We start from the raw sequence: 23,857 nt of genomic DNA, 5'->3' as shown, positions 1-23,857 counted from the left end.
GATTGCAGGTGTTTATTCATACAGCCAGTCCTCTGCGTTTTTGTCGGTTTTCCCAATCAATCCGCAGCAATATGGCAATTGCAATACTGTTGATAACGATACTGCTGCCGCCATAGCTCATGAATGGCAATGTCAAGCCTTTGGTAGGGATCAGGCCCATATTGACACCCATATTAATGAAAGCCTGAAAACCCAGCCAGACCCCGATACCCTGCGCGACCAGTGCCCCAAATTGATCTCCCAGGGTGGCTGCCGCACGGCCGATTCTGAATGTGCGGATCAGCAGAAAGAAAAACAGCGATATAACAGTGGCCACGCCTGCAAAACCAAGTTCTTCGGCCAGTACCGCAAACATGAAATCAGTGTGGGCCTCGGGCAGATAATTTAATTTTTCTACACTGCCTCCAAGCCCCACTCCCCACCATTCACCGAGCCCGAATGCGATCAATGCATGGGTGAGTTGGTAGCCTTTGTTGAATGGATCATTCCAGGGATCAAAAATAGCGTTGATCCGATCCATGCGATAAGGCTCGAATATAATTAGCAGAATTAGCGGAATTGGTATCAGGCATAACAGCCCCAGAAACATTTTTAGGCTCATTCCGTTGATGAACATGACGGATAGCACGATGGCAGCTATGATCACTGTAGCCCCCAGATCCGGTTCCATCAGCAAAAGCAGGGAAACAATAGCCAGTAATGTAAGAATGGGCAGAAAACCTTTGAAAAAATGATCTTTGTAAGCGGTTTTGCGTACAACGTAATCTGCTGTGAAAATCAGAATGAGTAACTTCATCAGTTCGGAAGGCTGGAAGTTAAATATCACCAGAGGAAGCCAGCGACGGCTGCCATTGATTTCAAGGCCGATACCCGGGATCAGCACTACGAGCAGCAGCACGATACCTACTGCAAGCAGATAGTGAGAATAAGTTTGCCACTGGCGTAACGAAACCTGGAAAGCGATCATCCCGGCAAATATTCCCAATAAGATGGAAAGAGCTTGCCGGACAAGAAAATAATAAGTACCGCCCTCACCATATTTTGATTCGGCAATTGCAATCGAAGCGGAATACACCATGACTAGCCCCAGGCCCAGCAATAGCAGAACAGCTGAAAGCAGATGCAGATCCAGTTTGGGCTGGATTGGCTGATTATGTGTAGTGGATGGGTTTATCATACGGTTAGTGACATGTCTGTGCCGTGAGCACAAATTTGCGTTCGATTCCCTGGACAGCAGCTGTAAAAACCTCGGCGCGATGGATGTAGTTATTGAACATATCAAGACTAGCACAGGCCGGGGAGAGCAGAACGACATCGCCACGCTCTGCCAGCAAAAAACTTACCCGGACAGCTTCGTCCATGGTTGCCACGCGATGTACCGGCACATTGCAGCCCTGGATTGCCTGTGAAATTTTCTCAGCATCTCTTCCCAACAGCACAATGCTGCGTGTATGTTTGTTGATAGACCGTTCCAGAGGTGAAAAATCCTGCCCTTTGCCATCTCCGCCTGCAATCAGAATCACGTTTTTACGGAAACCATTCAGTGCGGCAACGGCGGAACCCACGTTGGTGCTTTTGGAATCATCATAAAAAGTCACGCCATTGAACTCGGCAATTTTCTGCATGCGATGCGGCAATCCCCTGAAGATGTGCAAGGCATGCAACAACGGTTCAAAAGGCAGATCAATCGCCCGGCATAATGCCAGTGCTGCTAGTGCGTTGGCCGCGTTATGTAATCCTGCGACAGCAAGTTCGCTGACTTTCATCAAGCGGGTGGTGCCTTGTGCCAGCCACAAATCCGATCCGCTGGGTAGCACGCCGAATTCATCGTCAAATGCCGGTGCAGACAAACCGAAAGTTAATTGTTTGTTGTTTTCGCGGGCCATGGCGTATACCCGAGTGTCATCCCGATTGAGTACCTGTACGCAGCTGTTGTGTGGATCGGGAAATATCTTTGCTTTTGCAGCTGCGTATTCCTCGATAGTGCGGTAGCGATCCAGATGATCTTCGCTGAGGTTTAATACAACGGCAGCATTGGGATGCAGACTGTTGGTAGTTTCCAACTGAAAGCTTGACAGTTCAAGTACCCATAAATGCGGCCATTTTCCTGTATCCATTCGCTGCATCAGCGCATCTAATGCCGCCAGGCCGATATTACCCGCTACTTCGACGTCCCATCCGGTATTCCCTGCCATTTCACCCACCATGGTGGCAACAGTGGTTTTTCCATTGGATCCGGTGATCGCCAGAATTTTCGTGCCTGGTGGCGCGTGCTGATCAAGTGCAATGGCAAATAGCTCGATATCTCCGATGACTGACATGCCCAGTTGCAACGCTGCCTGTACCAGTGGTTCGGCAACTGCCACACCGGGGCTGATAGCAATTGCATCAATTCCCTTGAGCAGCCCCGCCTTGAACGGACCACAGAAAATGGCTTCACGCGGTACCATTTGATTCAACAGTTCAAGATTTGGCGGAGTGGCACGAGTATCGGCTACGGACACCCGGGCTCCGGCACGGGAAAGCCACTTAACCATGGACATACCGGTTTTACCCATACCCAGAACCAGCACATTTTTGTCGGCGTAATTCATCGCAGTTTCAGTGTTGATAAGCCGATCAGCACCAGAATGATGGTAATAATCCAGAACCTCACCACAACCTGGTTCTCCTTCCATCCCTTGAGCTCGTAATGATGATGCAGCGGTGCCATGCGGAAAACACGCCGCCCGAATAACTTGAAGGAGGCGACCTGGATCATGACCGATAACGCCTCCATGACGAACACCCCTCCCATGATGACCAGTACTATTTCCTGTCGAACAATGACTGTTATCACTCCCAATGCCGCTCCTAGCGCCAGAGCACCAACATCGCCCATAAACACTTCTGCCGGATTGGCGTTAAACCATAAAAATGCCAGTCCGGCGCCAGCCAGCGCACCACAGAAAACGGCCAGTTCACCTGCACTGGGAATATGTGGGATACCAAGATATTTGGCAAATATGGCGTGGCCGGCAACATAGGCAAAGATAGCCAGCGCGCCACTGATCATGACAGTGGGCATAATGGCCAAGCCATCTAATCCGTCCGTCAGGTTGACTGCATTACTGCTGCCAACGATAACCAGATAGGTCAAAATGATGAACAGAAATGATCCCAATGGAATGGCGATTTCCTTAAAAAATGGCACGATCATATCAGTATGCTGAGGAAGTTCAGCCGTCATGGCAAGATACACTGCGACCAGTAACGCAATAATTGATTGCCAGAAAAACTTGGCTGAAGCTGGAAGTCCTTTGGAATTATGTTGTACGACCTTGCGATAATCATCTACCCAGCCAATTGCACCAAAACCCAGGGTTGTTAGTAGTACGAGCCAGATATAACGATTACTCAGATCTGCCCACAGCAGTGTCGTAATAATGACTGCCATCAGAATCAGTGCGCCACCCATGGTCGGAGTGCCTGCTTTTGCCAGATGGGATTGGGGACCATCACTACGCACGGACTGGCCAACTTTACGCGCAGTCAGGCTGCGTATCATGGCCGGACCGATCAAAAAGGAGATGCTCAATGCAGTCAGCGCTGCCAGCATGGTACGCAACGTGATGTAACTGAATACATTGAAAGCACGGATATCTTCCGCAATCCACTGAAAAAGCGCCAATAACATTCTACGGTTCCCGTTGCAATGTCCGGTCGCAGACATGAAAAACAGTTTTAATTAGACAATCCCCCGTGTTCCTACTTAACATATCTATCCTGCAGTTGCTCGATCACACGCTCCATTCGCATGAATCGCGAGCCTTTGACCAGAACAGAAACATTCTTTCCCAGATAGTCTTGTGCTTTTTTCAGCAATGTATCCAGATCGGCAAAATGCTGTGCCCCACTGCCAAACCCTGCAACGGTTTGCTGGCTTAATTCTCCCAGCGCCAGTAGCGCATCCACGCCAGCTTTTGCAGCCTGTTGGCCGATGGTATAGTGGAATCTTGCAGCATCCGTACCAAGTTCCCCCATATCCCCCAAAATTAGGATTTTTTTGCCGGGCATCTCTGCCAGAACATTCAGTGCTGCCTGCATGGAATCCGGGTTGGCATTGTAGGTGTCATCAATCAGAATAGATTGATGTAATCCCGCTTTTTTCTGCAAACGTCCAGGAGTACCCATGAAATTATGCAGACCCTCGGCAATGGAGGTTGTGCTGATACCGGCGGCCGTAGCAGCTGCCGCTGCAGCCAGTGCGTTGTAAATATTGTGACGGCCTGGCACCTGCAGCGTTATTTCAACTTTGTCGTCTGGTAGTTGCAACAACCATGCAGCTTCTGATGAGCTGGAGGTTTGTTGCGCACTGATTGCAGCAGGATTCGTTATACCAAAATCCAGAATTCGTCTGCTTCCTGCCAGCTGTCGCCACAGCTGGGCGTAAGTATCATCCGCGTTGATGACTGCAACGCCCTGTACTTCCAGTCCTGTGAAGATTTCTCCCTTGGCGCAGGCAATCGCTTCGGTTGTGCCCAGGTGTTCGATATGTGCGGTACCAGCGTTGGTGATGACGGCAATCGTGGGCGCAGCCAGTTGGCTGAGATAGGCAATTTCGCCAGTGTGGTTCATGCCCATTTCAATCACTGCGCAGGTATGCCTGGTATTGAGCTGCAACAGCATTTGCGGAACACCAATGTCGTTATTCAGGTTGCCGGTTGTTGCGAGAACGTTTTCTGATCCGAATTCGTGTCTGAAAATGGCTGCAATCATTTCCTTGACAGTGGTTTTGCCATTGCTGCCTGTCACGGCAACCAGCGGAAGTGTAAAGTGCTGACGCCAGTTTGCTGCCAATTGGCCGAAGCCAAGACGGGTATCGTTTACTTTGATCCAGCCGAAATCAGATGTTGTCGGGATGATGGCCGTATCGGTCGAAACCATTGCGGCAACGGCACCTTTTTCGATGACAGCAGAAATGAAGCGATGGCCGTCAAACTGCTCGCCGGATAACGCGATGAAAAGATCACCTGGTTTCAGGGTGCGACTGTCTGTGCTGACCCCAGTGAATACCGGGTTGCCACCAGACCAATTTGTATGCAGAGCCAGTGCAGCCTCCTGTACGCTCATCATCCCTGTACCTGCAATTTCGGGCCAGCCAGGTCATGCAACACCTGTCGCACTACCTCGCGATCATCGAATGGATATTTTTTTCCTTGTACTTCCTGATGAGTTTCTGCACCTTTGCCGGCGATCAATACAATATCGCCCTTGCGCGCCCCATGAATGGCCCGGTAAATGGCTGCAGTGCGATCCGCTTCAGCCGTGCAGTGCTTGCCACTGGCTCCAAGCATGATTTCATTGATAATATCTGCCGGATTTTCATTGCGCGGATTATCGCTGGTAATGATGACTTCATCAGCCAGGTGTGAAGCAATCTCTCCGATCAACGGGCGCTTGCCGCGATCTCTATCTCCCCCACAACCAATCACACAAACCAGTTTTGCCTGGTTTTTCCGTATCCGTTTTTTCATGCGCGTGCCAGCCAGTGTTTCGCGCAAGCCGGTTAATACTTCGCTTAATGCATCGGGTGTATGCGCATAATCAACGATTACGATGGGCTGATCGCCTCCTCCCAGTTTTTCCATTCGCCCTGGAACTGGTTGCACTTGTTGCAAGGCAGTTATTGCATCATCAAGATCAACATTACTGGCGAGTAAAGTGGCTAGTACAGCCAACAGGTTATATGCGTTATAACGACCGGTTACATTACATTGCAGACTGGCGTGTCGATTACAAAATTCAACATCGAAGCCAATATGCTGTGTAGTAAATCGCAGGTTGCTTCCATAGAGTATTTTTTGGTTACCGGTTGTACGGGTTGATGGATCAGGTTGCCTGAAACCGTAACCCAGGATTGACACATCTTTCCAGGCCAGCTGTTGTAATAGTTCCACGCCCAGTACTTCGTCCAGATTAAGAACAGCGTGTTGCAGCCCTTCCCAGAAAAAGAGTTTTGCCTTGGCAGCGGCATAGGCATCCATGCTGCCGTGATAATCCAGATGGTCACGCGTCAGATTGGTCAGTACGGCAATCGAAAATTCTGAGCCGGTCAACCTGTCTTGAGAAAGACCATGCGAAGAGGCTTCCATCACCAGGGAGCGAGCGCCTTGCTGTAAATAGCCGGCCATCAGCTGCTGCAGATATACTGCATCCGGCGTTGTGTGGTTGGCATGATTCAACGCTCTCGGGAAGCCATGTCCCAGCGTGCCGATGATGGCTGTCTTTTCCCCCAGTGCCATCATGGCCTGAGCATACCAGTGGCTGCACGTGGTTTTTCCGTTGGTGCCCGTGATTCCAACCAACCGTAAATGTCTGGATGGATGGCCGTACACCTGGCTGGCAATTTTTCCGGCCTCATGGCGTAATCTGGTGATACCCAGATTGGGTATCTTCCACTCCGGTTTCCAGGAAAACCCCTGTTTTTCCCAGATAATTGCATTGACGCCCAATGCAATTGCTTGTGGAATATCGTTGCGTGCATCATGCTGTTCGCCAGCACAAGCCAGGAAGGTATCGCCCGATTTCAGTTTCCGGCTGTCTGCCACCAGACGCTGTATCTTGACGCTCAGCCGATCCAGCAAGCAAGCGAGATAAGTTTCATCTGATCCAAAGCTGGACGAAGTGCTCATCCCTTATCTTCCAGCTCTGCGGGAACAGGTGATATAACCAGATTGCCCAGTGGCCCATCAAACGGCACGTTCAATATACGCAACGTACCTTCCATTACCCGACTGAAGACGGGGGCGGCTACTGTACCGCCGTAATAATTTCCGCTTGAGGGCTCGTCAATCATGATGGCGATGATTACGCGCGGATCAGATGCCGGAGCGAAGCCGACAAATGAAGAGATATAACGATCTTTGGCATAACCTTTCTGACCTTTCAGGCGTTTGTGTGCTGTACCGGTTTTCCCTGCAACACGGTAGCCGCTGATGCGTGCACTATTACCTGTGCCTTCAGGCTGAACAGCGAGCTCCAGCATTTTTCTGACCGATTGTGCAGTTTCGCGCGAAATAACTTTCTGGCCAACGGCAGGTATATCACGCTTTAGCAGTGTGACAGGCTTTAATTCTCCATCAGTGGCGAACAGCGTATAAGCACGCGCCAGCTGCATTAAACTGGCTGAAATGCCATGGCCATAGGACATGGTGGCCTGTTCGATCGGTCGCCAGGTGTTATATGCACGTAACCGCCCGCTTGCTTCGCCGGGAAATCCAATACCGGTTTCAGTCCCGAAACCTGAGCGGTTGAGCATTTCCCAGAAAGTTTTTGGCGGGAGCAACAAAGCAATTTTTGCAGCACCAACATTACTGGAAGCCTGAATAACCTGGGAAACGGTCAGGTTGCCCTTGTCACGCACGTCATGTATGACAGCTCTGCCTATTTTCAGTTTACCCCCGGCAGTTTCCATCAGCGTATCCGATTTGATTCGGCCGGTTTCCATTGCCACAGCCACGACGAATGGTTTTAGTGTTGAACCGGGTTCGAATGTATCGACCAGCACGCGGTTGCGAATTACTTCATTATTCATGCTGGCACGCTGATTGGGATTGAAAGCCGGGTAGTTCGCCATAGCCAGTACTTCACCGGTTTGTACATCCAGCGCTACGATGCTACCCGCTTTAGCATGCTGTTCTTTTACTGTGCGCGCTAATTCCCGGTAAGCGAGGTATTGTATTTTGCTGTCAATTGACAGAACGACATCCTGACCCGGTTTCGGGGATTGAATCTGCTCGACATCTTCCACAATACGTCCGATCCGATCCTTAATCACGCGCCGTTTACCATCCTCGCCGGTCAGCATGTCCTGCCACGCCAGCTCCATTCCTTCCTGCCCCCGTCCATCTATATCAGTGAAGCCCAGAATATGCGCAGCCAGCTCGCGTGCCGGATAGTAACGATAGAACTCGTGCTTGAGATTTACTCCTTTTATATTGAGTTCAGCCACCTTTTCTGCCAATTCTGGAGGGAGCTGCCGTCTTAGGTATACAAATTTCTTTCCGCTGAGGATACGCTGCTGGATGACTGCTTCTTCTACGCCCGTCAAACCGGCTAATTGTCTGATTTGTTCCGGTGTTGCGTTCACTCTTTGAGGTTCAATCCATACAGATCTGACAGGTGCGCTAACGGCAAGGATTTCGCCATTGCGATCCTTGATATTGCCGCGCTGCATATTTTGTTCAATAACCCGTTCGTGACGCGACTGCCCTTGTTGCTGCAGGAAATCCTTGTTCAGTGCCTGTAAATAAATTGACCGGGAGATCAGTACGATCAGGCACGTCAGTAAAAGTCCCAGCACCAGGCGTGAACGCCATTCCGGGACAGGGGAGGTTGTTTTACGGGAAGGATTGAACAAAACTTTCATTCGGTTGTGCCCGGAGTGTAATCAGAATGAATAGCCAGAATATTGCCGGTAGCAGGCGGCGTAACCATGCCAAGTTCTTTCCGGGCGATTTTTTCTACACGCGCAGGCATGGCCAGTGTGCTTTGCTCCAGTTGTAGCTGACTCCACTCGGTTTCCAGCTGTTCAGTTAATTTTTGTTCCTTTTCCTGTTCCATGAAAAGTTTGCGTGCCTCATACCGTGCGGTCACAATACCCAATCCACAGATAATCAATATTACGAATAGAAAAATATTCAGCTTGATCATCTGCTTATCGCGTTGCTGGTTTCCAGTTTTTCTGCCACCCGCATGACAGCGCTGCGTGCCCGTGGATTGGCGGACACTTCATCCGATCCCGGGCGAATTTTTTTACCGATAATTCTTAATTTCTGCCGGTTGTATAAACGGCTTTCCTCCTCCCTGACAGGCAATCTTCGCGGCAGGGTATCAGTGCCGGTCTGCATACGCATGAAACGCTTGACGATGCGATCTTCTAACGAATGGAAGCTGATCACCACCAACCGACCGCCTGTATTCAGCAACTCCACACATTGTGGCAATGTCATTGATAGTTCTTCAAGCTCCTGGTTAAGGTGAATCCGTATCGCCTGAAAAGTACGTGTCGCCGGATGCTGTCGATCGTCTCGGTGGCCGCGCTTGCGCACAACTGTTGCAACGATCTCGGCAAGCCGAAGCGTGGTGCTGATGGGCTGGCGTGCCTGCTCCATAATAATTGCACTCGCAATCTGCCCTGCGTACCGTTCTTCACCGTAGGTTCTGATTATTTCCTTTAATTCTGCTTCTGACGCTACAGTCAGCCACTCTGCTGCTGTTTTGCCTCGGCTGGAATCCATACGCATATCCAGGGGGCCATCATGACGAAAGCTGAATCCACGTGAGGCTTCATCCAGTTGCATCGACGATACACCGAGGTCCAGCAAGATACCGTCAACCCGGTTTATGCCCAGCGACTGGAGTGCTGCGTACATTTCGGTATAACTGCTGTGTACTGCCTGAAATCTTTCATCCAGGATGGATCGAGCTTCGGAAATGGCTGCCGGATCCTTGTCAAATGTGATTAACTGACCTGACTTGCCCAGTCGCGACAGGATCAGACGACCGTGGCCGCCCCGGCCATACGTTCCATCCACATAGATGCCGTCTTTTTGAATATTCAGCGCATCTACAGCTTCTTCCAGCAGAACGGATATGTGCACGGCTTTACCGGCACATTACAGTGAGAATCCTTCCAGTTCGGGAGGAATATCTCCATCCTTGTAAGCAGTTGCTGTGTCGATTTCCAGATCCCATTTCACCATATCCCAGAGTTCAAATTTCTCGCCTTGTCCCGCGAGCACGACTTCTTTCTGCAAACCGGCAAACTGCCGCAAGGGAGTGCCGATCAGAATGCGACCGGAGCCATCCATTTCCACGTCACAGGCATTACCAATAATAAGTCTTTGCAAACTTCGAATTTGTGGGTTGAAGCTGGAAAAGCCGCTTAGTTTTTTTTCAATTGGTTCCCATACGGATTGAGGGTATATCAGCAGGCACCTGGAGGGATCAGCGGTCACGACGATGTTGCCTCCACAATTGGCAAATAATTCATTCCGATATTTGGCGGGAATCGCAAGTCTTCCCTTACTATCGAGACTTAATTGAGTGGAGCCACGAAACATTTCATCCCTTTTGATTTCAATGGAGGTGTCTGTTTAATATTTGAATCGTATTTACTCCACTGGCATCCACAATTTCACATATTTCACCACTTTTTACCACTTTACTCAATAAAATTTTCAGGGTCAAGTCAGGAGGAATTTTTGTATTGTTGTGACAATTACTTAACAGATTTTTCCGGTAATCATTTCAAATAAAACTACCCCATAAAGACGGTTTATTTCTGGATTTGAATGCGGCATGGTATAAATTGGGAAAATATTTAGAATCAGACTGATATGGCTTTGGTATTTTGGGAGCAGGCAGTTAATGACTTGTCGGCACGTGATCCGGTGATGCACCGAATCATTCAGTGTTACAGCAATTCAATGCCTGAAGAGCGGGGCGATGCTTTTACCACACTGGCACGCGCAATTGTGGGTCAGCAGATATCAGTCAAGGCAGCAGCCAGTGTCTGGCAGAAAGTAACCACTTCAATCCCGGAATTTACTCCGAAAGAACTGATTTCCACAGAAACCGATGTATTGAGAACTTGTGGGTTGTCCGCGCGAAAAGTGGATTATTTGCGGGATTTGTCCCATCACTTCTTGAAAGGAACACTGGTAACAGTAAATTGGCATGAACTGGATGATGAAACCCTGATCCGCAAGCTGATTGAAGTAAAAGGCATTGGCCGGTGGACAGCAGAGATGTTCCTGATTTTTCATTTGCATCGTCCGGATGTGCTGCCGTTGGATGATGCTGGTCTACAACGCGCTGTCAGTATGCATTACCACGCCAGTCAGCCAATCAACAAACACGCGATTCGTGTCATTGCCGAAAACTGGCAACCCTGGCGATCCGTTGCGACCTGGTATCTATGGAGAAGTCTGGACCCTGTCCCGGTTATCTATTGAGCAACAACACAGTCAATACCCACCTGTTTTGGAAAACAGGTTCAGTATGATGACACCGGCTACGATCATCCCGATTCCTGCTAAACCTGGCAGATCAATCCTTTGCCCAAAAACCAGCCAGGCAATCAGTGTTACCAGAACGATTCCCGCCCCGGACCAGATTGCATAGGCCACGCCAACGGGGATAGTTCGCAACGTGAGTGAAAGGAAGAAAAAGGCACAGCCATAGCCGATGATGACAATCAAGGATGGCCATAAACGAGTGAATCCCTCGCTGGATTTGAGCAATGACGTGGCGATGATCTCTACGGTAATGGCAGCGGAAAGGTAAAGCAGCTCATTTCAGCTTTCCGGATCTACATAAGAGAATCCCGCAACAATGCATATTGCCGTTATTGGTGATCAGGTCGCTTATGGGCAAAGCGAAGTTGTCCACCAGTTGGTAGCAGCGTTTCTCCGGCAACGCCAGCGATTACCTGCCCATACAACTTGCCATATATCGTTATTCTTGATCAGATCTGCCCTGATCTCTTGCGCTAGAACAGAGTCATCTTCTAAATTATCGGTAGCAACTATTACAGTAGCGGTTGCAGGATTCGCAAAAAAGACATGAACCTTATCAGGGACAGTGCCATCGGGATTCGGAAAACCAGCCAAGTACAAAGCTAGAGCAATTGGATCTTTGATCCAGTAATTGTTACTGCTGCTTGCTTTCATGTATTCCTCAACAAACCGGGAATATGGAGGTTCTTCAAAATCAAGTGGCCGATAACTGTCCTTACTTTCAGGCTGAGAAGGGGAGCTATGCCAAAGCTGCATGCCTGCTATGAGCAAAAGGGCTGTGATGATGCTTCCCAACAGAAAACTTGTTTTTGGCGACATAGGTATATGCTATTCAGAATTACGATTATCGTGCAGGCTCGATAAAGTGACAATCTTTACTCATATGCATCCATATGCGCAGAACCCCGAGAAAACTGTATAGACCAAGCGACGTTGAATATTGATGCGCCATGAGTTACCGGCAAGATTGCTCACCAGTTTCTCATATGATGGTGAGTTTTATGCTAGGGAAAGGAAGTGTAGTGTTTCCTGGATTACCTCCCGAGCCTCAGCCGAAAGAAGAACGGCATTTGTTGGTTTTCCGGTAATGTAGATTGATCGGTATGATTCGGTGACTTGATCAATTAGCTGATACAAATTGGTGCGTACTGCACTTACAGTAAGGATGGTCATCTTCATTCATCAAATAAAAGAGATGAAATGGTACGTAAATGTACGTTTCTGTTGTTTAGTAATTTTGTTTTTCAACCGGGGCAGGTTGTTTAAGATCAACCAGAAATGATGCAACGTTTATCTGTCAGCAAATGGTCACGTCGTTTCTCAGCACTATTCTGGGATGGTGTTGCAGCGCTGCTGGTGCTCGGTCTGATCGTTTTTCTCGCCCAGGCCAGCAGTGACTTTATGCAGCCTCTGGTGGAATCAGAGCACGATGTCATCAGTCTTGATCCATCTGCTTTACCGGAGTATGCGTTGCGAACATCGCTCAGAATGTTGCTGGCAATGGTGTTATCGCTGCTTTTTACCTTTACCTATGCAACCTGGGCGGCCAAGAGTCGGCGCGCCGAGCAAATCCTCATCCCGTTGCTTGATATCCTTCAGTCAGTACCGATATTGGGTTTTATCTCGATTACGGTGGTGTTCTTCCTGTCCTTTGCACCTGGAAAAATGCTGGGGGCTGAACTGGCCTCAATCTTTGCTATCTTTACCAGTCAAGCCTGGAACATGGCGTTCAGCTTTTATCAATCGCTGCATACCGTTCCGAGAGAACTGGATGAAGTATCACGCTCGTTTCGGCTCAGTCCCTGGATGCGCTTCTGGAAGCTGGAAGTACCCTTTGCCATGCCAGCGCTCATCTGGAACATGATGATGTCCATGTCAGGCAGCTGGTTTTTTGTCGTGGCCTCCGAAGCAATCAGTGTGGGTGATACGATCGTCACGCTGCCGGGGATCGGTTCTTATATTGCGCTGGCGATTGATCAGCGTGATCTTGGCGCGGTTGGCTGGGCAATTGCAGTCATGTTGATCGTAATCCTGATTTACGATCAGCTCCTGTTCCGACCACTGGTGGCCTGGGCAGATCGTTTCCGTTTTGAGCAAGAAGCCGGCGTGCCACCGCCGCACTCCTGGGTACTGACAGTGCTGCGCCGTTCGCAATGGGTGGCGTTTACAACGGCCCTGTTTGCCAAAATTTGGTGTTGGACTTACCAGAGATCGCAACAACCAGCCTGGAAAGCGGGATTTAGCTGGAAGAAAACTGAGGTAAACCTGAAACCATGGGTAGATTGGCTGTGGTACGGCATGATTGCCGTAGTTTGTGTGGCTATTTCATGGAAAATTACGTTCTTTGTTTTGCAGGAAGTGGCGCTGGCGGAAGTGGGGACAGCAGTGTTCCTGGGTTTTATAACCATGATACGTGTTTTTGTGCTGATCACGGTTGCCAGTGTTATTTGGGTGCCGGTGGGTGTCTGGCTTGGATTACGCCCAGGCGCAGCACGTATTGCCCAGCCAATTGCCCAATTCATGGCGGCATTCCCGGCTAATCTGCTGTTCCCGCTGGCGGTATATGGAATCGTGACGCTGCAGCTTGATCCGGATATCTGGTTGAGTCCACTGATGATCCTGGGGACGCAGTGGTATATCCTGTTCAATGTCATTGCGGGTGCATCCACTATTCCCGGTGAGTTGCGCGATATCAGCGCCAACCTTGGTGTCCGGGGCTGGTTATGGTGGCGACGCATTGCACTGCCAGCAGTATTTCCCTTTTACATGACAGGTGTTATTACTGCCTCTGGCGGATCATGGAACGCCAGCATCGTTGCCGAAATAGTCAGTTGGGGAAATACCACGCTGCAAGCGCATGGCCTGGGTGCCTATATTACGGAGGCCACTGTTGCCGGAGATTTTCATCGTGTTGTACTCGGGATTGCCGTCATGAGTGCGTTTGTTGTCATGATCAACCGCCTGTTCTGGCGTCCGCTGTATGTGCTGGCCGAACGTAAATTCCGCTTGGGATGAAAGGAGAATCACATCGATACCGTGTTGCTGGATATTCGCGAGATTCATAAATCATTTCACAAGCCGGATGGCAGTGAGTTGCTCGTACTTGATGGCATCAATCTTGCTGTTAATAAAGGTGAAATTATCGGTTTGCTGGGTCGTTCAGGCTCAGGTAAATCCACGTTGTTACGCTTGATCGCTGGACTTGCATCGCCGTCGGCAGGTTCGATTATCTATCTTGGCAACGAAGTGACTGCCCCTCCACCTGGTGTGGCGATGGTTTTCCAAAATTCGGCCCTGTTTCCCTGGCTTACCGTGCTGGAAAACGTGCAACTTGGTCTGGAGGCACTGGGGCTGCCGATCAATGAGTTGCGCCAGCGTGCTATCAAAGCGATTGATCTGATCGGGCTTGATGGGTTTGAATCAGCCTATCCGCGTGAATTGTCGGGCGGTATGCGGCAACGTGTCGGCTTTGCACGCGCGCTGGTAGTTCACCCTAATATCCTGCTCATGGATGAACCCTTCTCAGCACTCGATGTGCTGACAGCAGAAACACTGCGTACTGATTTTCTTGATCTCTGGTCGGAAGGCCAGCTTCCCATTAAGGGTGTGATCCTCGTTACCCACAATATTGAGGAAGCTGTGCTGATGTGTGATCGCATCTTCATTTTTGGCAATAATCCCGGCCGGATTATAAATGAGATCAAAGTTGAACTGACGCACCCGCGCGCCCGTCTTGATCCAACCTTCCGCGATCTGGTCGAGCACATTTATGTGGAAATGACAACCCGCGCGGTTTCAACATCTGCCGGCAAACGCACAGAATATTTCCCCGGCACGGGAATCGGGACGAATCTGCCATCTGTAACCTCGAACTCACTTTCCGGTTTGATTGAAGCCGTAGCAGCTCCGCCCTATAACGGCGAAGCGGATCTTCCTGTCATTGCATCTTCCTTGCGTATGGAAATTGATGATTTATTTCCAGTAGCGGAAACACTGCAGATGCTGCGTTTTGCCGAAGTAGCCGGGGGTGATATCAAACTGACCACGGAAGGTCTGCAGTTCTTGGAATTTGATACTGATCAGCGCAAACGCCTGTTTGCCTGGCATCTGCTGACTTATGTTGCACTGGCAGCACATATCCGGCGCGTGCTGGACGAACGACCAACACACCGCGCGCCCTGGAACCGATTTTCAGATGAACTGGAAGATTACATGCCACAGGCAGCTGCCGAGCGAACCCTGCGAACCATCATCACCCTGGGGCGTTATGCAGAAATCTTCTCATACGATGACGAGAAGCACATCTTCAGTCTGGATAATCCTTGAAGCGTTGCTGACTGATTCCTGCTGCGATCTGTGACTTTACAGCTAAAGCGCGCTGCGTGTTCAGTATCTATATACAAGCTACCAAAGGAATCGAAGATTAATCTGTTAGTCACACGGGAGCGACACTGACTAAATGAGTAAATACTGGGCAACGCGAACTTTGGAAGCAGGAAAATAGGATTGTGCTTGAGCTTCAGAAATTTGATCTGTGGCTGCTTGTTGGAACTAAGGGAATTAAAACCATGTTTTGAAATATGCATAACTTCAGGAATCATAATGCTTGTTCCAAGCAGTTCAATTTTATTTGCCATGTCAATCTTCTTTGGCTTTCTTGATTCAAGGACTCAGTTCGGAGAAGGCTAATATCTTAATTAATCTGCGCCGCGTAGCGGCATCGGTTTGAATGAATTGTTAGATGTGCGCCTGATAAGATTAAAGCTTTGGCTCGTACTGCATCCGTCCTTGTTGACTCGGTATTGCTCTAGCGCATTGCTTAACTTCCATGGCCTTTCTTACCGCCTCGCGCTCACCGCGGACATTCGCGAGCTCCGTGCCTCAATGTCATCACCTTGCCCGTAACCGAGCCAAAAAGCTTGAACTTTGCTTGATTTGAGCCGCTGATCTTGGGCAATGACAAGCTGGCTTTCTCTTCGTGCCAAACTGTCAACCTCTGCTGTAAGTCGACCGCAGCCGAACTCTTCATACTTCAGGCCACTCACATATGTGCCTGTAATTTGTGAAGATTGAGTTGGAAGATTGAAGCAGCCGGAAACAGTGATTATGGAAGTGCAAATAGTAATTGCTTGATAAATCTTCATGGTTCTTCCTTTAATTGGTGGTGCACGTCTAACAAAATGATTTAACATCTTTGAGCCTGGTGACGACTTTAAGAGAGCAATCTTTAACAACAGCCACGACAATGCTGTTAGCCAAGAAATTGCTCGATGAGGTACATGAAAAAGTAAGGTGTTAACGCGGCAGCTTCGGTACAAAACACCCAGTTACATGAATGAAGTATTTTTTATGAAAAATATTGTTTTTCTAGTGGGCGGCGTGTATCCAGTTCAACGTGAAACCAGGCGTTATTGGCCATCTTACGAACAGGGATGAGTTTGTTTTTCTGATTCTGTAACTGGGAACTTCTGCCAGCATTGGCATACAATGTTTGATGCATTTAACGCTAAGGAAAGGCTGGTTAAAGTGGTAAACGTCATTGCGATTGCGAATGTAATGAAGCAGGAAGCATCTAGGTGACGGAATAAGTTAGTGTTTCTCTATAAATTTACCGGGAAAGAGGTATATGCGATTTCTACAGTTTTTGATCGTGCTCTGGTTGGGTATTCATGCGCAGTGGGTGCTGGCTTTTCTACCAATTCAACAGTGGCAGACAGCGAACGGGGTACGGGTTTATTTCGTTGAGAACCATGATTTGCCGATTCTAGATCTCAGTATTGAGTTTCCAGCGGGCAGCAGTACTGATACTGCTGCAACATCCGGGCGCGCCAGGCTGGTGCAACGGCTGATGGGGATGGGCGCAGGTAGTTTGTCGGAAGATCAGATTGCTGAAACGTTGGCGGATGTTGGGGCAGAGCTGGGGGGGGCATTTGATCTGGATCGGGCGGGTTTGTCATTGCGGACATTGAGCCATCAGCAGGAGCGCACTCGTGCGCTGGATATACTGGCGCAAATCATCCAGCGCCCGGAATTTTCTGAACAAATCCTGGAACGGGAACGTACGCGCATCATTTCTGCGCTCAAGGAGGCAGATACTAAGCCGGAAGTTATTGCAGACCGGACGCTGATGAAATTATTGTATGGCAAGCATCCCTATGGTTTGCGTGAATCCGGAGAGCCGGATACGCTCACCACGCTGAAACGTCAGGACCTGGTTGATTTTTATCGTGCACGCTATACGGCCGGTAATGCAGTTGTTGCAATCATTGGTGATATCAAGCGTGATGAAGCGAATCATATTGCGGAGATGTTGACTGAGAATTTACCCAGCGGAAAAACAGGCAATAGTTTGCCAGCCGTTGAAAAACCGGAGCCAATAACCCGAAAAATTGCGCATCCGGCGACACAAAGCCATATCCAATTGGCTTACCCGGGGTTGAGCCGCAAGGATCCTGATTATTTTCCTTTACTAGTTGGCAATTACATTCTGGGTGGGGGTGGATTTGTATCTCGCTTGATGAAGGAAATTCGTGAAACACGAGGGTTGGCATACAGCGTTTACAGTGCTTTTATGCCGTACCAAGAGAAAGGGCCTTTTGAAATCGGTTTGCAGACGAAGAAAGAACAGGCAGAACAGGCTTTGCAATTAACGCGAAAAACACTCAGTGACTTTGTTGAACAGGGGCCAACTAAGAAAGAATTACAGGCTGCCCGGCAGAATATTATAGGTGGATTTCCCTTGCGTATTGACAGTAACCGGAAAATACTCGGCTACTTGGGGGTGATCGGGTTTTATGACTTGCCGCTGACTTATCTAGAAGATTATGTGAAAGCAGTAGAAAAAGTGACTGTGGCGCAGATCAAGGATGCATTTCAGCGTCGGATTGATCCAACGGGGATGGTGACGGTAGTCGTGGGGGCGGAGTAGATTCCTTATTTTTATGTTGCTTAATGGGTAAAATTCGTATTATTGGCGGGCAATGGCGTAGTAGATTACTCCAGTTTTCTGATGATAAGTTGCTGAGACCGACGCCGGATCGTGTGCGAGAAACATTGTTCAACTGGCTAGGACAGGATTTGACTGGAAAAACTTGCCTGGATTTGTTTGCTGGCAGCGGTGTACTGGGATTTGAAGCAGCTTCGCGTGGAGCAAAACAGGTCACCATGATTGAGCAAAACGTAAAGACGGTGCGCAATCTACGCGACGTTATTGAGGAGCTGGCTGCTTCACAGGTGAAACTTGAACATACTGATGCCCGGACATTTCTTAAATCTAGTTCTGAACGCTACGATATTATTTTTGTTGATCCCCCGTATCAATCCGGGTTGCTGACCGAAGTATTGCCATTGTTATTTGCGAGGCTGGGGGAAAACGGGGTGGTTTATGCTGAAAACAGTGACAAGTTATTGCCCGATAACACTTGGACGATCTGCAAACAGGGGCGAGCAAGCTATGTTTATTACTACTTGTTGACTCTAAATCTTAATGGATAAAGTCATTTACCCGGGTACGTTTGATCCGATTACCCATGGGCATGAGGATCTGGTATATCGCGCGTCGAGATTATTTGACAAGGTAATTGTGGCGGTTGCTGCTAGCAGTGGCAAAGCTCCTTTTTTTTCACTAGAAGAACGGGTGGAAATAGCCAGAGATGTACTGGCTGGATATTCCAATGTTGAAGTAACAGGATTCTCTGGTTTGCTGATGGAATTTGCGCGGCAACAGGATGCTCATATCATTATTCGCGGTCTGCGTGCCGTATCTGATTTTGAGTATGAATTTCAACTGGCAGGTATGAATCGCGGCTTGTATCCGGATGTGGAGACCATTTTTCTGACGCCATCTGAGCAATATATGTTTATCTCTGCCACGATCGTGCGTGAAATTGCCCGCTTGGGAGGAGATGCAAGCAAATTTGTGCATCCTCTTGTGATCAAGCGGTTACGTCAGAAAAAGATAGAAATGAATAATGGAGAGTAATAAAAATGGCACTGATCATTACTGACGAATGCATCAATTGCGATGTGTGTGAACCTGAATGCCCTAACCGGGCAATTTCACAGGGAGAGGAAATTTACGAGATCAACCCGGATTTGTGTACAGAATGTGTCGGGCATTACACTACACCGCAGTGCGTGGAAGTTTGTCCGGTCAGCTGCATTATTGTTGATCCGGACCGGGTTGAGGATCATGAGCAGCTGATAGAGAAGTATCATTTTCTGACTACTGACGCGAACCGAGTTCCTCGGGGATAGCGTAACGTCGCTGACCAAAAATTGCTGTACCTATTCTGACCATTGTGGCCCCTTCCGCAATGGCGTTCTCCAGATCTTCTGACATGCCCATTGACAGCGTATCCAGGTTAAAGCCTTTCTGTTTGAGTTGCTCGTAAACCTCTCGCATCATCTGAAATTGTTCGCGTTGCAGTGCGGTGACAGCAGTCAGTTCCGGAACGGCCATGATTCCACGCAATTGCAGTCGTGGCAGTTCGCTGACAAAGGCAGCCAGTTCCGCAGCTTTTTCCGGATCTATTCCACTCTTGGTAATCTCTCCACTTACATTGACCTGTACACAGACTTGCAGGGGAGGTAATGATTCCGATCTTGCTGCTGAAAGACGGGTTGCGATTTTTTCACGATCAATGCCATGTACCCAGGAAAAATTCTCAGCAATCAGTTTGGTTTTGTTGCTTTGAATCGGGCCGATAAAGTGCCATTCGATTGGTAAATCGGCCAATGCACGAATTTTAACCAGGCCTTCCTGCAGATAATTTTCTCCGAACACGGTTTGCCCCGCTTCCCAGGCTTCTCTCAATTTATCCGGCGTATTGGTTTTGCTGGCTGCCAGTAACTGAATGGTTGCCGGGTCGCGCCCCGCATTTTTGGCAGCCTCAATAATACGATTTTTAACATTCTGCAGGCGTGAGGCAATTGTAGTCATAGCAAGTAGTGATCTGAATGAGTTGACAAATACGATGGATATTACAGGGAAAGTTTGGCCAATGTTCCCGAAATATATTTAATTCTGCCCGGTTTGATCCGTTCTAGATCAGATCGGCCCGGTGTGGCCGGAAATGACATCCAATGGTTGTCATTGACCAACCAATATTCCACGAGGCAGAAGGAACACATCGGATGAACATAGTAGAACTACTCTCATTTGTGGTCAAGAATAGCGCTTCTGATCTGCATTTATCTGCCGGCATGCCACCCATGATCCGGGTGCATGGAGAGATTCGGCGTATCAATCTTCCTGCACTGGAACACAAAGATGTGCATGACATGGTGTACGACATCATGAATGATAGTCAGCGTAAAGCTTACGAGGAGCATCTGGAATGTGATTTTTCATTTGCTATTCCTGGTCTGGCTCGTTTTCGTGTTAATGCCTTCAATACCCAGCGGGGGGCAGCCTCGGTGCTGCGCACCATTCCATCCAAAGTACTGTCGCTTGAAGAGCTGAAGGCGCCCAAGATATTTGCCGAGATTGCGCAACAGCCGCGTGGTGTGGTGTTGGTTACGGGGCCAACTGGATCTGGTAAATCAACCACGCTTGCAGCCATGATCAATGACATTAACGAAAATCAGTATGGTCACATTCTGACTCTGGAAGATCCGATCGAATTTGTGCATGAAAGCAAAAAATGTCTGATTAACCAGCGTGAAGTCGGACGAGATACGCACAGTTTCAGCAACGCATTGCGCTCTGCCTTACGGGAAGATCCGGATATTATTCTGGTGGGGGAAATGCGGGATCTGGAGACTATCCGCCTGGCGATGACTGCTGCAGAAACCGGTCATCTGGTTTTCGGTACGCTCCATACCAGTTCGGCTGCCAAGACGATTGACCGGATTATTGACGTGTTTCCTGCTGAAGAAAAGGAAATGGTACGTGCGATGTTGTCCGAATCGTTGCGTGCAGTTATTTCCCAGGCACTGCTGAAGACAAAGGATGGCAAAGGACGAGTGGCTGCGCACGAGATCATGATCGGTACACCGGCGATCCGCAACCTTATCCGGGAAGGGAAAGTGGCGCAGATGTATTCAGCCATCCAGACCGGGCAGGGAGTCGGGATGCAGACGCTGGATCAGAATCTGACAGATCTGGTGAAGCGCGGTGTTGTTTCAACAGCGGAAGCGCGCACCAAAGCGATGAACAAAGATAATTTCCGGGGTTAAGGGTAGAACATGATGGAAAAAGAACAGGCACTTAAATTCATGCATGATTTATTGCGATTGATGCTCAGCAAGAAGGCCTCAGACTTGTTCATCACAGCAGGCTATCCTCCGGCGATGAAGATAGATGGAAAAATGACACCAGTCACGCAACAGGCACTTTCTCCCATGCATACCGCAGCGCTGGCGCAGGCCATCATGAATGATAAGCAGGCGGCGGAGTTTGAGACCAGTAAGGAATGTAATTTTGCGATTAATCCTGAGGGGATCGGGCGTTTTCGTGTCAATGCTTTTGTCCAGCAACAGCGAACAGGCATCGTTTTACGGACGATTACCACCAAGATTCCGGATTTCGATGATCTCGGGTTACCATCAGTTCTGAAAGAGGTTGTCATGAGCAAACGTGGCCTGGTGGTTTTTGTCGGTGGAACCGGTTCGGGAAAATCCACCTCAATGGCGGCACTGATCGGTTATCGCAACAAAAGCAGCTATGGGCACATCATTACCATTGAAGATCCGGTCGAGTTTGTGCATGAGCATATCAACTGCGTCATTACCCAGCGGGAAGTCGGAGTTGATACAGAATCGTGGGAAGCTGCGCTGAAGAATACGTTACGGCAGGCGCCTGATGTTATTTTGATTGGCGAAATCCGGGATCGAGAAACAATGGAGCATGCGATTGCCTTTGCCGAGACCGGGCATTTGTGCATGGGTACCTTGCACGCAAACAGTGCTAATCAGGCGTTAGATCGCATTATTAACTTCTTTCCGGAAGAGCGGCGTGCGCAGTTACTGATGGATTTATCGCTGAATATGCGGGCATTGGTTGCACAAAGGTTGATTCCCAAAAAATCAGGCAGCGGGCGGGCTGCGGCAATCGAGATAATGCTCAATTCTCCGTTGATTTCTGATCTGATATTCAAGGGAAATGTACATGAAATCAAGGAAATCATGAAAAAATCAGGTGAACTGGGGATGCAGACCTTTGATATGGCGCTATTTGAACTTTACGAGAGTGGTGTAATTTCCTACGAAGATGCATTACGTAATGCTGATTCCATGAATGAACTGCGACTGCAAATCAAACTAAACGGAGCAGAAGCAAAACTTGCACATGCAGAGACGAATATCCAAAATTTAACCATTACCTGATTACACATTGTCGGTAATGATTCCTCCTCCCAGACAGACTTTGCTTTCATAAATCACTACAGATTGCCCGGGTGTGACTCCCCATTGTGGCGCTGCAAAGCCGATCTGGCAGGAATCATGCTCAAGACGGGTGATTGCGCAGGGTGCATCCGTCTGCCGATAGCGGATTTTGGCTGCATAAACCCAGCTTTGATGGGGCGATGCACCGCTGATCCAGGAGAGATCAACAGCAGTCAGTGAAGAGCGCAACAGTGCAGGATGATCGTGTCCCTGCACGACATATAACACGTTTGCTTGCATATCTTTTTCTGACACAAACCAAGGTTGCTCATTGCCTGCGCGAGTACCGCCAATACCCAGCCCCTGCCTTTGCCCGATGGTGTAATACATTAATCCCTGGTGCTCTCCAACGATCTGACCGTCCAGCGTATGAATTTCACCTGGGTTGACTGGTAAATATCGGTTAAGAAACTCACGGAAAGGGCGTTCGCCAATGAAACAAATTCCAGTGCTATCTTTTTTGGTTGAATTGGGCAGTCTGTGCTCGAGTGCAATTTTGCGTACCTCTCGCTTGTAGAGGTGGCCAATAGGGAAAATCGTGCGTGACAGTTGTTGCTGATTCAATCGGTAGAGAAAATAGCTCTGATCCTTGTTGCCATCTTCTCCTTTGAGCAACTGAAACTGGCCGTTGATTTCATGTGCCTGTGCATAGTGGCCGGTTGCAATCCAATCAGCGCCCAACGCCAGCGCGTGATCGAGAAAGGCTTTGAACTTGATCTCGCTGTTGCACAGCACATCCGGATTGGGCGTACGCCCTGCTTGGTATTCTGCTAAAAATAGGCTGAAAACCCGCTCCCGATACTCGGCTGAAAAATTTACCACTTCCAGCGGTATATCAAGGATATCTGCTACAGAAGCGGCATCAAGAAAATCCTGGCGGGAGGAGCAATATTCATCGGTATCATCACCTTCCCAATTTTTCATGAAAAGGCCCATTACATCATAGCCTTGCTGCTTAAGTAACAAGGCTGCAACGGACGAATCCACTCCGCCAGACATACCTACAACTACACGTGATTTATTCATTCCATCAGCTGAAGAAACATATGTGGCAATTCTACCTTGCTTCCGGGCTAGCGATAAATTATGAGGTCTTTATCTTGTGCCTGGATACTCGGGACAATGCTTAGTAGTGCGTATTCAGGATTTTTGCTCCAGCACTGGCTTCTTAAAATCTTGACTTGTCCCTGATGAGAAAGTAGTCTTGGGGCGCTGTGGTGTATAGAAGTGATTTTGGCTGGTTGCCTGGGAGGGATTGGGGTAACTGGTTATTGTTTGTACATTGTGAATACCGACAGGTAGATTACGGAGGAGAGAGATGAGACTAGGGGAGTATTTGAAGGGGATGCTGCTATGTGCGGGCCTGCTGCTGATTGGGCCGGTACAGGCGGACATATCGACGGTGC

The 23,857-nt window shown here is 48.9% G+C and carries 25 protein-coding genes; 9 read left to right on the top strand and 16 right to left on the bottom strand.

Annotated elements, in window-relative coordinates; all coding sequences use genetic code 11:
- Positions 1-16: 16 nt before the first annotated feature.
- From ftsW to mraZ, 9 genes are all read right to left on the bottom strand, one after another.
- Positions 17-1,177: a putative lipid II flippase FtsW gene (gene ftsW / locus BM331_RS06790; RefSeq protein WP_074928272.1), complete on the bottom strand. Its 1,161-nt coding sequence runs from the start codon at positions 1,175-1,177 to the stop codon at positions 17-19.
- 4 nt (positions 1,178-1,181) lie between these two features.
- On the bottom strand, positions 1,182-2,594 hold the full coding sequence (gene murD, locus BM331_RS06785; protein WP_074928270.1) for a UDP-N-acetylmuramoyl-L-alanine--D-glutamate ligase: 1,413 nt from the start codon (positions 2,592-2,594) through the stop codon (positions 1,182-1,184).
- Positions 2,591-3,676: a phospho-N-acetylmuramoyl-pentapeptide-transferase gene (gene mraY / locus BM331_RS06780; RefSeq protein ID WP_074928268.1), complete on the bottom strand. Its 1,086-nt coding sequence runs from the start codon at positions 3,674-3,676 to the stop codon at positions 2,591-2,593. Before mraY ends, murD begins: the two co-directional genes overlap by 4 nt.
- Before the next feature lie 71 nt (positions 3,677-3,747).
- Positions 3,748-5,115: a UDP-N-acetylmuramoyl-tripeptide--D-alanyl-D-alanine ligase gene (locus BM331_RS06775; RefSeq protein ID WP_074928266.1), complete on the bottom strand. Its 1,368-nt coding sequence runs from the start codon at positions 5,113-5,115 to the stop codon at positions 3,748-3,750.
- Positions 5,112-6,674, bottom strand: a complete 1,563-nt coding sequence (locus BM331_RS06770) for a UDP-N-acetylmuramoyl-L-alanyl-D-glutamate--2,6-diaminopimelate ligase (RefSeq protein WP_074928263.1) — start codon at positions 6,672-6,674, stop codon at positions 5,112-5,114. Before BM331_RS06770 ends, BM331_RS06775 begins: the two co-directional genes overlap by 4 nt.
- Complete coding sequence (locus tag BM331_RS06765; protein ID WP_074928259.1) at positions 6,671-8,410, bottom strand: peptidoglycan D,D-transpeptidase FtsI family protein; 1,740 nt, start codon at positions 8,408-8,410, stop codon at positions 6,671-6,673. Before BM331_RS06765 ends, BM331_RS06770 begins: the two co-directional genes overlap by 4 nt.
- The gene (gene ftsL / locus BM331_RS06760) at positions 8,407-8,694 is read right to left on the bottom strand and encodes a cell division protein FtsL (RefSeq protein ID WP_074928256.1); all 288 of its coding nucleotides are present in this window, start codon (positions 8,692-8,694) and stop codon (positions 8,407-8,409) included. Before ftsL ends, BM331_RS06765 begins: the two co-directional genes overlap by 4 nt.
- On the bottom strand, positions 8,691-9,644 hold the full coding sequence (gene rsmH, locus BM331_RS06755) for a 16S rRNA (cytosine(1402)-N(4))-methyltransferase RsmH (RefSeq protein WP_074928253.1): 954 nt from the start codon (positions 9,642-9,644) through the stop codon (positions 8,691-8,693). The genes ftsL and rsmH overlap by 4 nt, the downstream gene beginning before the upstream one ends.
- A 15-nt stretch (positions 9,645-9,659) precedes the next feature.
- Entirely contained in the window at positions 9,660-10,106 is a 447-nt protein-coding gene (mraZ, locus tag BM331_RS06750) for a division/cell wall cluster transcriptional repressor MraZ (protein WP_074928250.1), read from the bottom strand.
- A 276-nt stretch (positions 10,107-10,382) separates the two neighbouring features.
- On the opposite strand from mraZ, the gene BM331_RS06745 reads away from it, so the two are divergent.
- Complete coding sequence (locus BM331_RS06745; RefSeq protein WP_074928249.1) at positions 10,383-11,000, top strand: DNA-3-methyladenine glycosylase family protein; 618 nt, start codon at positions 10,383-10,385, stop codon at positions 10,998-11,000.
- Positions 11,001-11,012: 12 nt separating this feature from the next.
- On the opposite strand, the gene BM331_RS06740 is transcribed toward BM331_RS06745, so the two are convergent.
- The 3 genes from BM331_RS06740 to BM331_RS12390 all read right to left on the bottom strand — a co-directional run bounded on the left by BM331_RS06740 (position 11,013) and on the right by BM331_RS12390 (position 12,236).
- Positions 11,013-11,336, bottom strand: coding sequence for a DMT family transporter (locus BM331_RS06740; RefSeq protein WP_074928247.1), 324 nt, complete (start codon positions 11,334-11,336; stop codon positions 11,013-11,015).
- Between the two features lie 75 nt (positions 11,337-11,411).
- Positions 11,412-11,882 carry a hypothetical protein gene (locus tag BM331_RS06735; protein ID WP_074928244.1) on the bottom strand — a complete coding sequence of 157 codons (471 nt, stop codon included), beginning with the start codon at positions 11,880-11,882 and terminating at the stop codon, positions 11,412-11,414.
- Between the two features lie 180 nt (positions 11,883-12,062).
- A complete protein-coding gene (locus BM331_RS12390) occupies positions 12,063-12,236 on the bottom strand; it encodes a type II toxin-antitoxin system Phd/YefM family antitoxin (protein WP_083414708.1) in 174 nt (57 codons plus the stop codon).
- Positions 12,237-12,341: 105 nt separating this feature from the next.
- On the opposite strand from BM331_RS12390, the gene BM331_RS06725 reads away from it, so the two are divergent.
- Positions 12,342-14,078 carry an ABC transporter permease gene (locus tag BM331_RS06725; protein WP_074928242.1) on the top strand — a complete coding sequence of 579 codons (1,737 nt, stop codon included), beginning with the start codon at positions 12,342-12,344 and terminating at the stop codon, positions 14,076-14,078.
- A 21-nt stretch (positions 14,079-14,099) separates the two neighbouring features.
- Positions 14,100-15,389, top strand: coding sequence for an ABC transporter ATP-binding protein (locus tag BM331_RS06720; RefSeq protein WP_083414707.1), 1,290 nt, complete (start codon positions 14,100-14,102; stop codon positions 15,387-15,389).
- A 512-nt stretch (positions 15,390-15,901) separates the two neighbouring features.
- On the opposite strand, the gene BM331_RS06715 is transcribed toward BM331_RS06720, so the two are convergent.
- A complete protein-coding gene (locus BM331_RS06715) occupies positions 15,902-16,207 on the bottom strand; it encodes a hypothetical protein (RefSeq protein WP_218154566.1) in 306 nt (101 codons plus the stop codon).
- A gap of 482 nt (positions 16,208-16,689) precedes the next feature.
- Here BM331_RS06715 and BM331_RS06710 point away from each other — a divergent pair, with 482 nt between their 5' ends.
- The 4 genes from BM331_RS06710 to BM331_RS06695 are packed head-to-tail and all read left to right on the top strand — an operon-like array spanning position 16,690 to position 19,319.
- On the top strand, positions 16,690-17,991 hold the full coding sequence (locus BM331_RS06710) for a M16 family metallopeptidase (RefSeq protein WP_074928237.1): 1,302 nt from the start codon (positions 16,690-16,692) through the stop codon (positions 17,989-17,991).
- A gap of 23 nt (positions 17,992-18,014) precedes the next feature.
- Entirely contained in the window at positions 18,015-18,557 is a 543-nt protein-coding gene (rsmD, locus tag BM331_RS06705; RefSeq protein WP_074928234.1) for a 16S rRNA (guanine(966)-N(2))-methyltransferase RsmD, read from the top strand.
- Positions 18,550-19,044 (top strand): pantetheine-phosphate adenylyltransferase, encoded by a 495-nt coding sequence (gene coaD / locus BM331_RS06700; RefSeq protein WP_074928231.1) that lies wholly within the window; start codon positions 18,550-18,552, stop codon positions 19,042-19,044. Before rsmD ends, coaD begins: the two co-directional genes overlap by 8 nt.
- A 5-nt stretch (positions 19,045-19,049) precedes the next feature.
- Complete coding sequence (locus BM331_RS06695) at positions 19,050-19,319, top strand: YfhL family 4Fe-4S dicluster ferredoxin (protein WP_074928228.1); 270 nt, start codon at positions 19,050-19,052, stop codon at positions 19,317-19,319.
- Here the strand turns inward: BM331_RS06695 and BM331_RS06690 are convergent.
- Positions 19,288-20,004 carry a YggS family pyridoxal phosphate-dependent enzyme gene (locus tag BM331_RS06690; protein WP_074928224.1) on the bottom strand — a complete coding sequence of 239 codons (717 nt, stop codon included), beginning with the start codon at positions 20,002-20,004 and terminating at the stop codon, positions 19,288-19,290. The two genes, BM331_RS06695 and BM331_RS06690, sit on opposite strands and share 32 nt — an antisense overlap.
- A gap of 194 nt (positions 20,005-20,198) precedes the next feature.
- Here BM331_RS06690 and BM331_RS06685 point away from each other — a divergent pair, with 194 nt between their 5' ends.
- Together BM331_RS06685 and BM331_RS06680 are read left to right on the top strand one after the other, a co-directional pair.
- A complete protein-coding gene (locus tag BM331_RS06685) occupies positions 20,199-21,242 on the top strand; it encodes a type IV pilus twitching motility protein PilT (protein ID WP_074928476.1) in 1,044 nt (347 codons plus the stop codon).
- A gap of 12 nt (positions 21,243-21,254) precedes the next feature.
- The gene (locus tag BM331_RS06680) at positions 21,255-22,391 is read left to right on the top strand and encodes a PilT/PilU family type 4a pilus ATPase (protein WP_074928474.1); all 1,137 of its coding nucleotides are present in this window, start codon (positions 21,255-21,257) and stop codon (positions 22,389-22,391) included.
- Here BM331_RS06680 and mnmA read toward each other — a convergent pair whose 3' ends face one another.
- Together mnmA and BM331_RS12040 are read right to left on the bottom strand one after the other, a co-directional pair.
- Positions 22,392-23,477, bottom strand: coding sequence for a tRNA 2-thiouridine(34) synthase MnmA (gene mnmA, locus BM331_RS06675; protein ID WP_074928221.1), 1,086 nt, complete (start codon positions 23,475-23,477; stop codon positions 22,392-22,394).
- Between the two features lie 114 nt (positions 23,478-23,591).
- Positions 23,592-23,857, bottom strand: a 266-nt coding sequence (locus tag BM331_RS12040) for a hypothetical protein (protein WP_218154565.1), incomplete at its 5' end; no start/stop codon positions are given.

It is taken from the genome of Nitrosomonas eutropha, assembly GCF_900116685.1.
GTDB lineage: Bacteria > Pseudomonadota > Gammaproteobacteria > Burkholderiales > Nitrosomonadaceae > Nitrosomonas > Nitrosomonas eutropha_A.
Note: the sequence above shows the minus strand (reverse complement) of the source record. Positions and strands in the feature narration are given on the sequence as shown.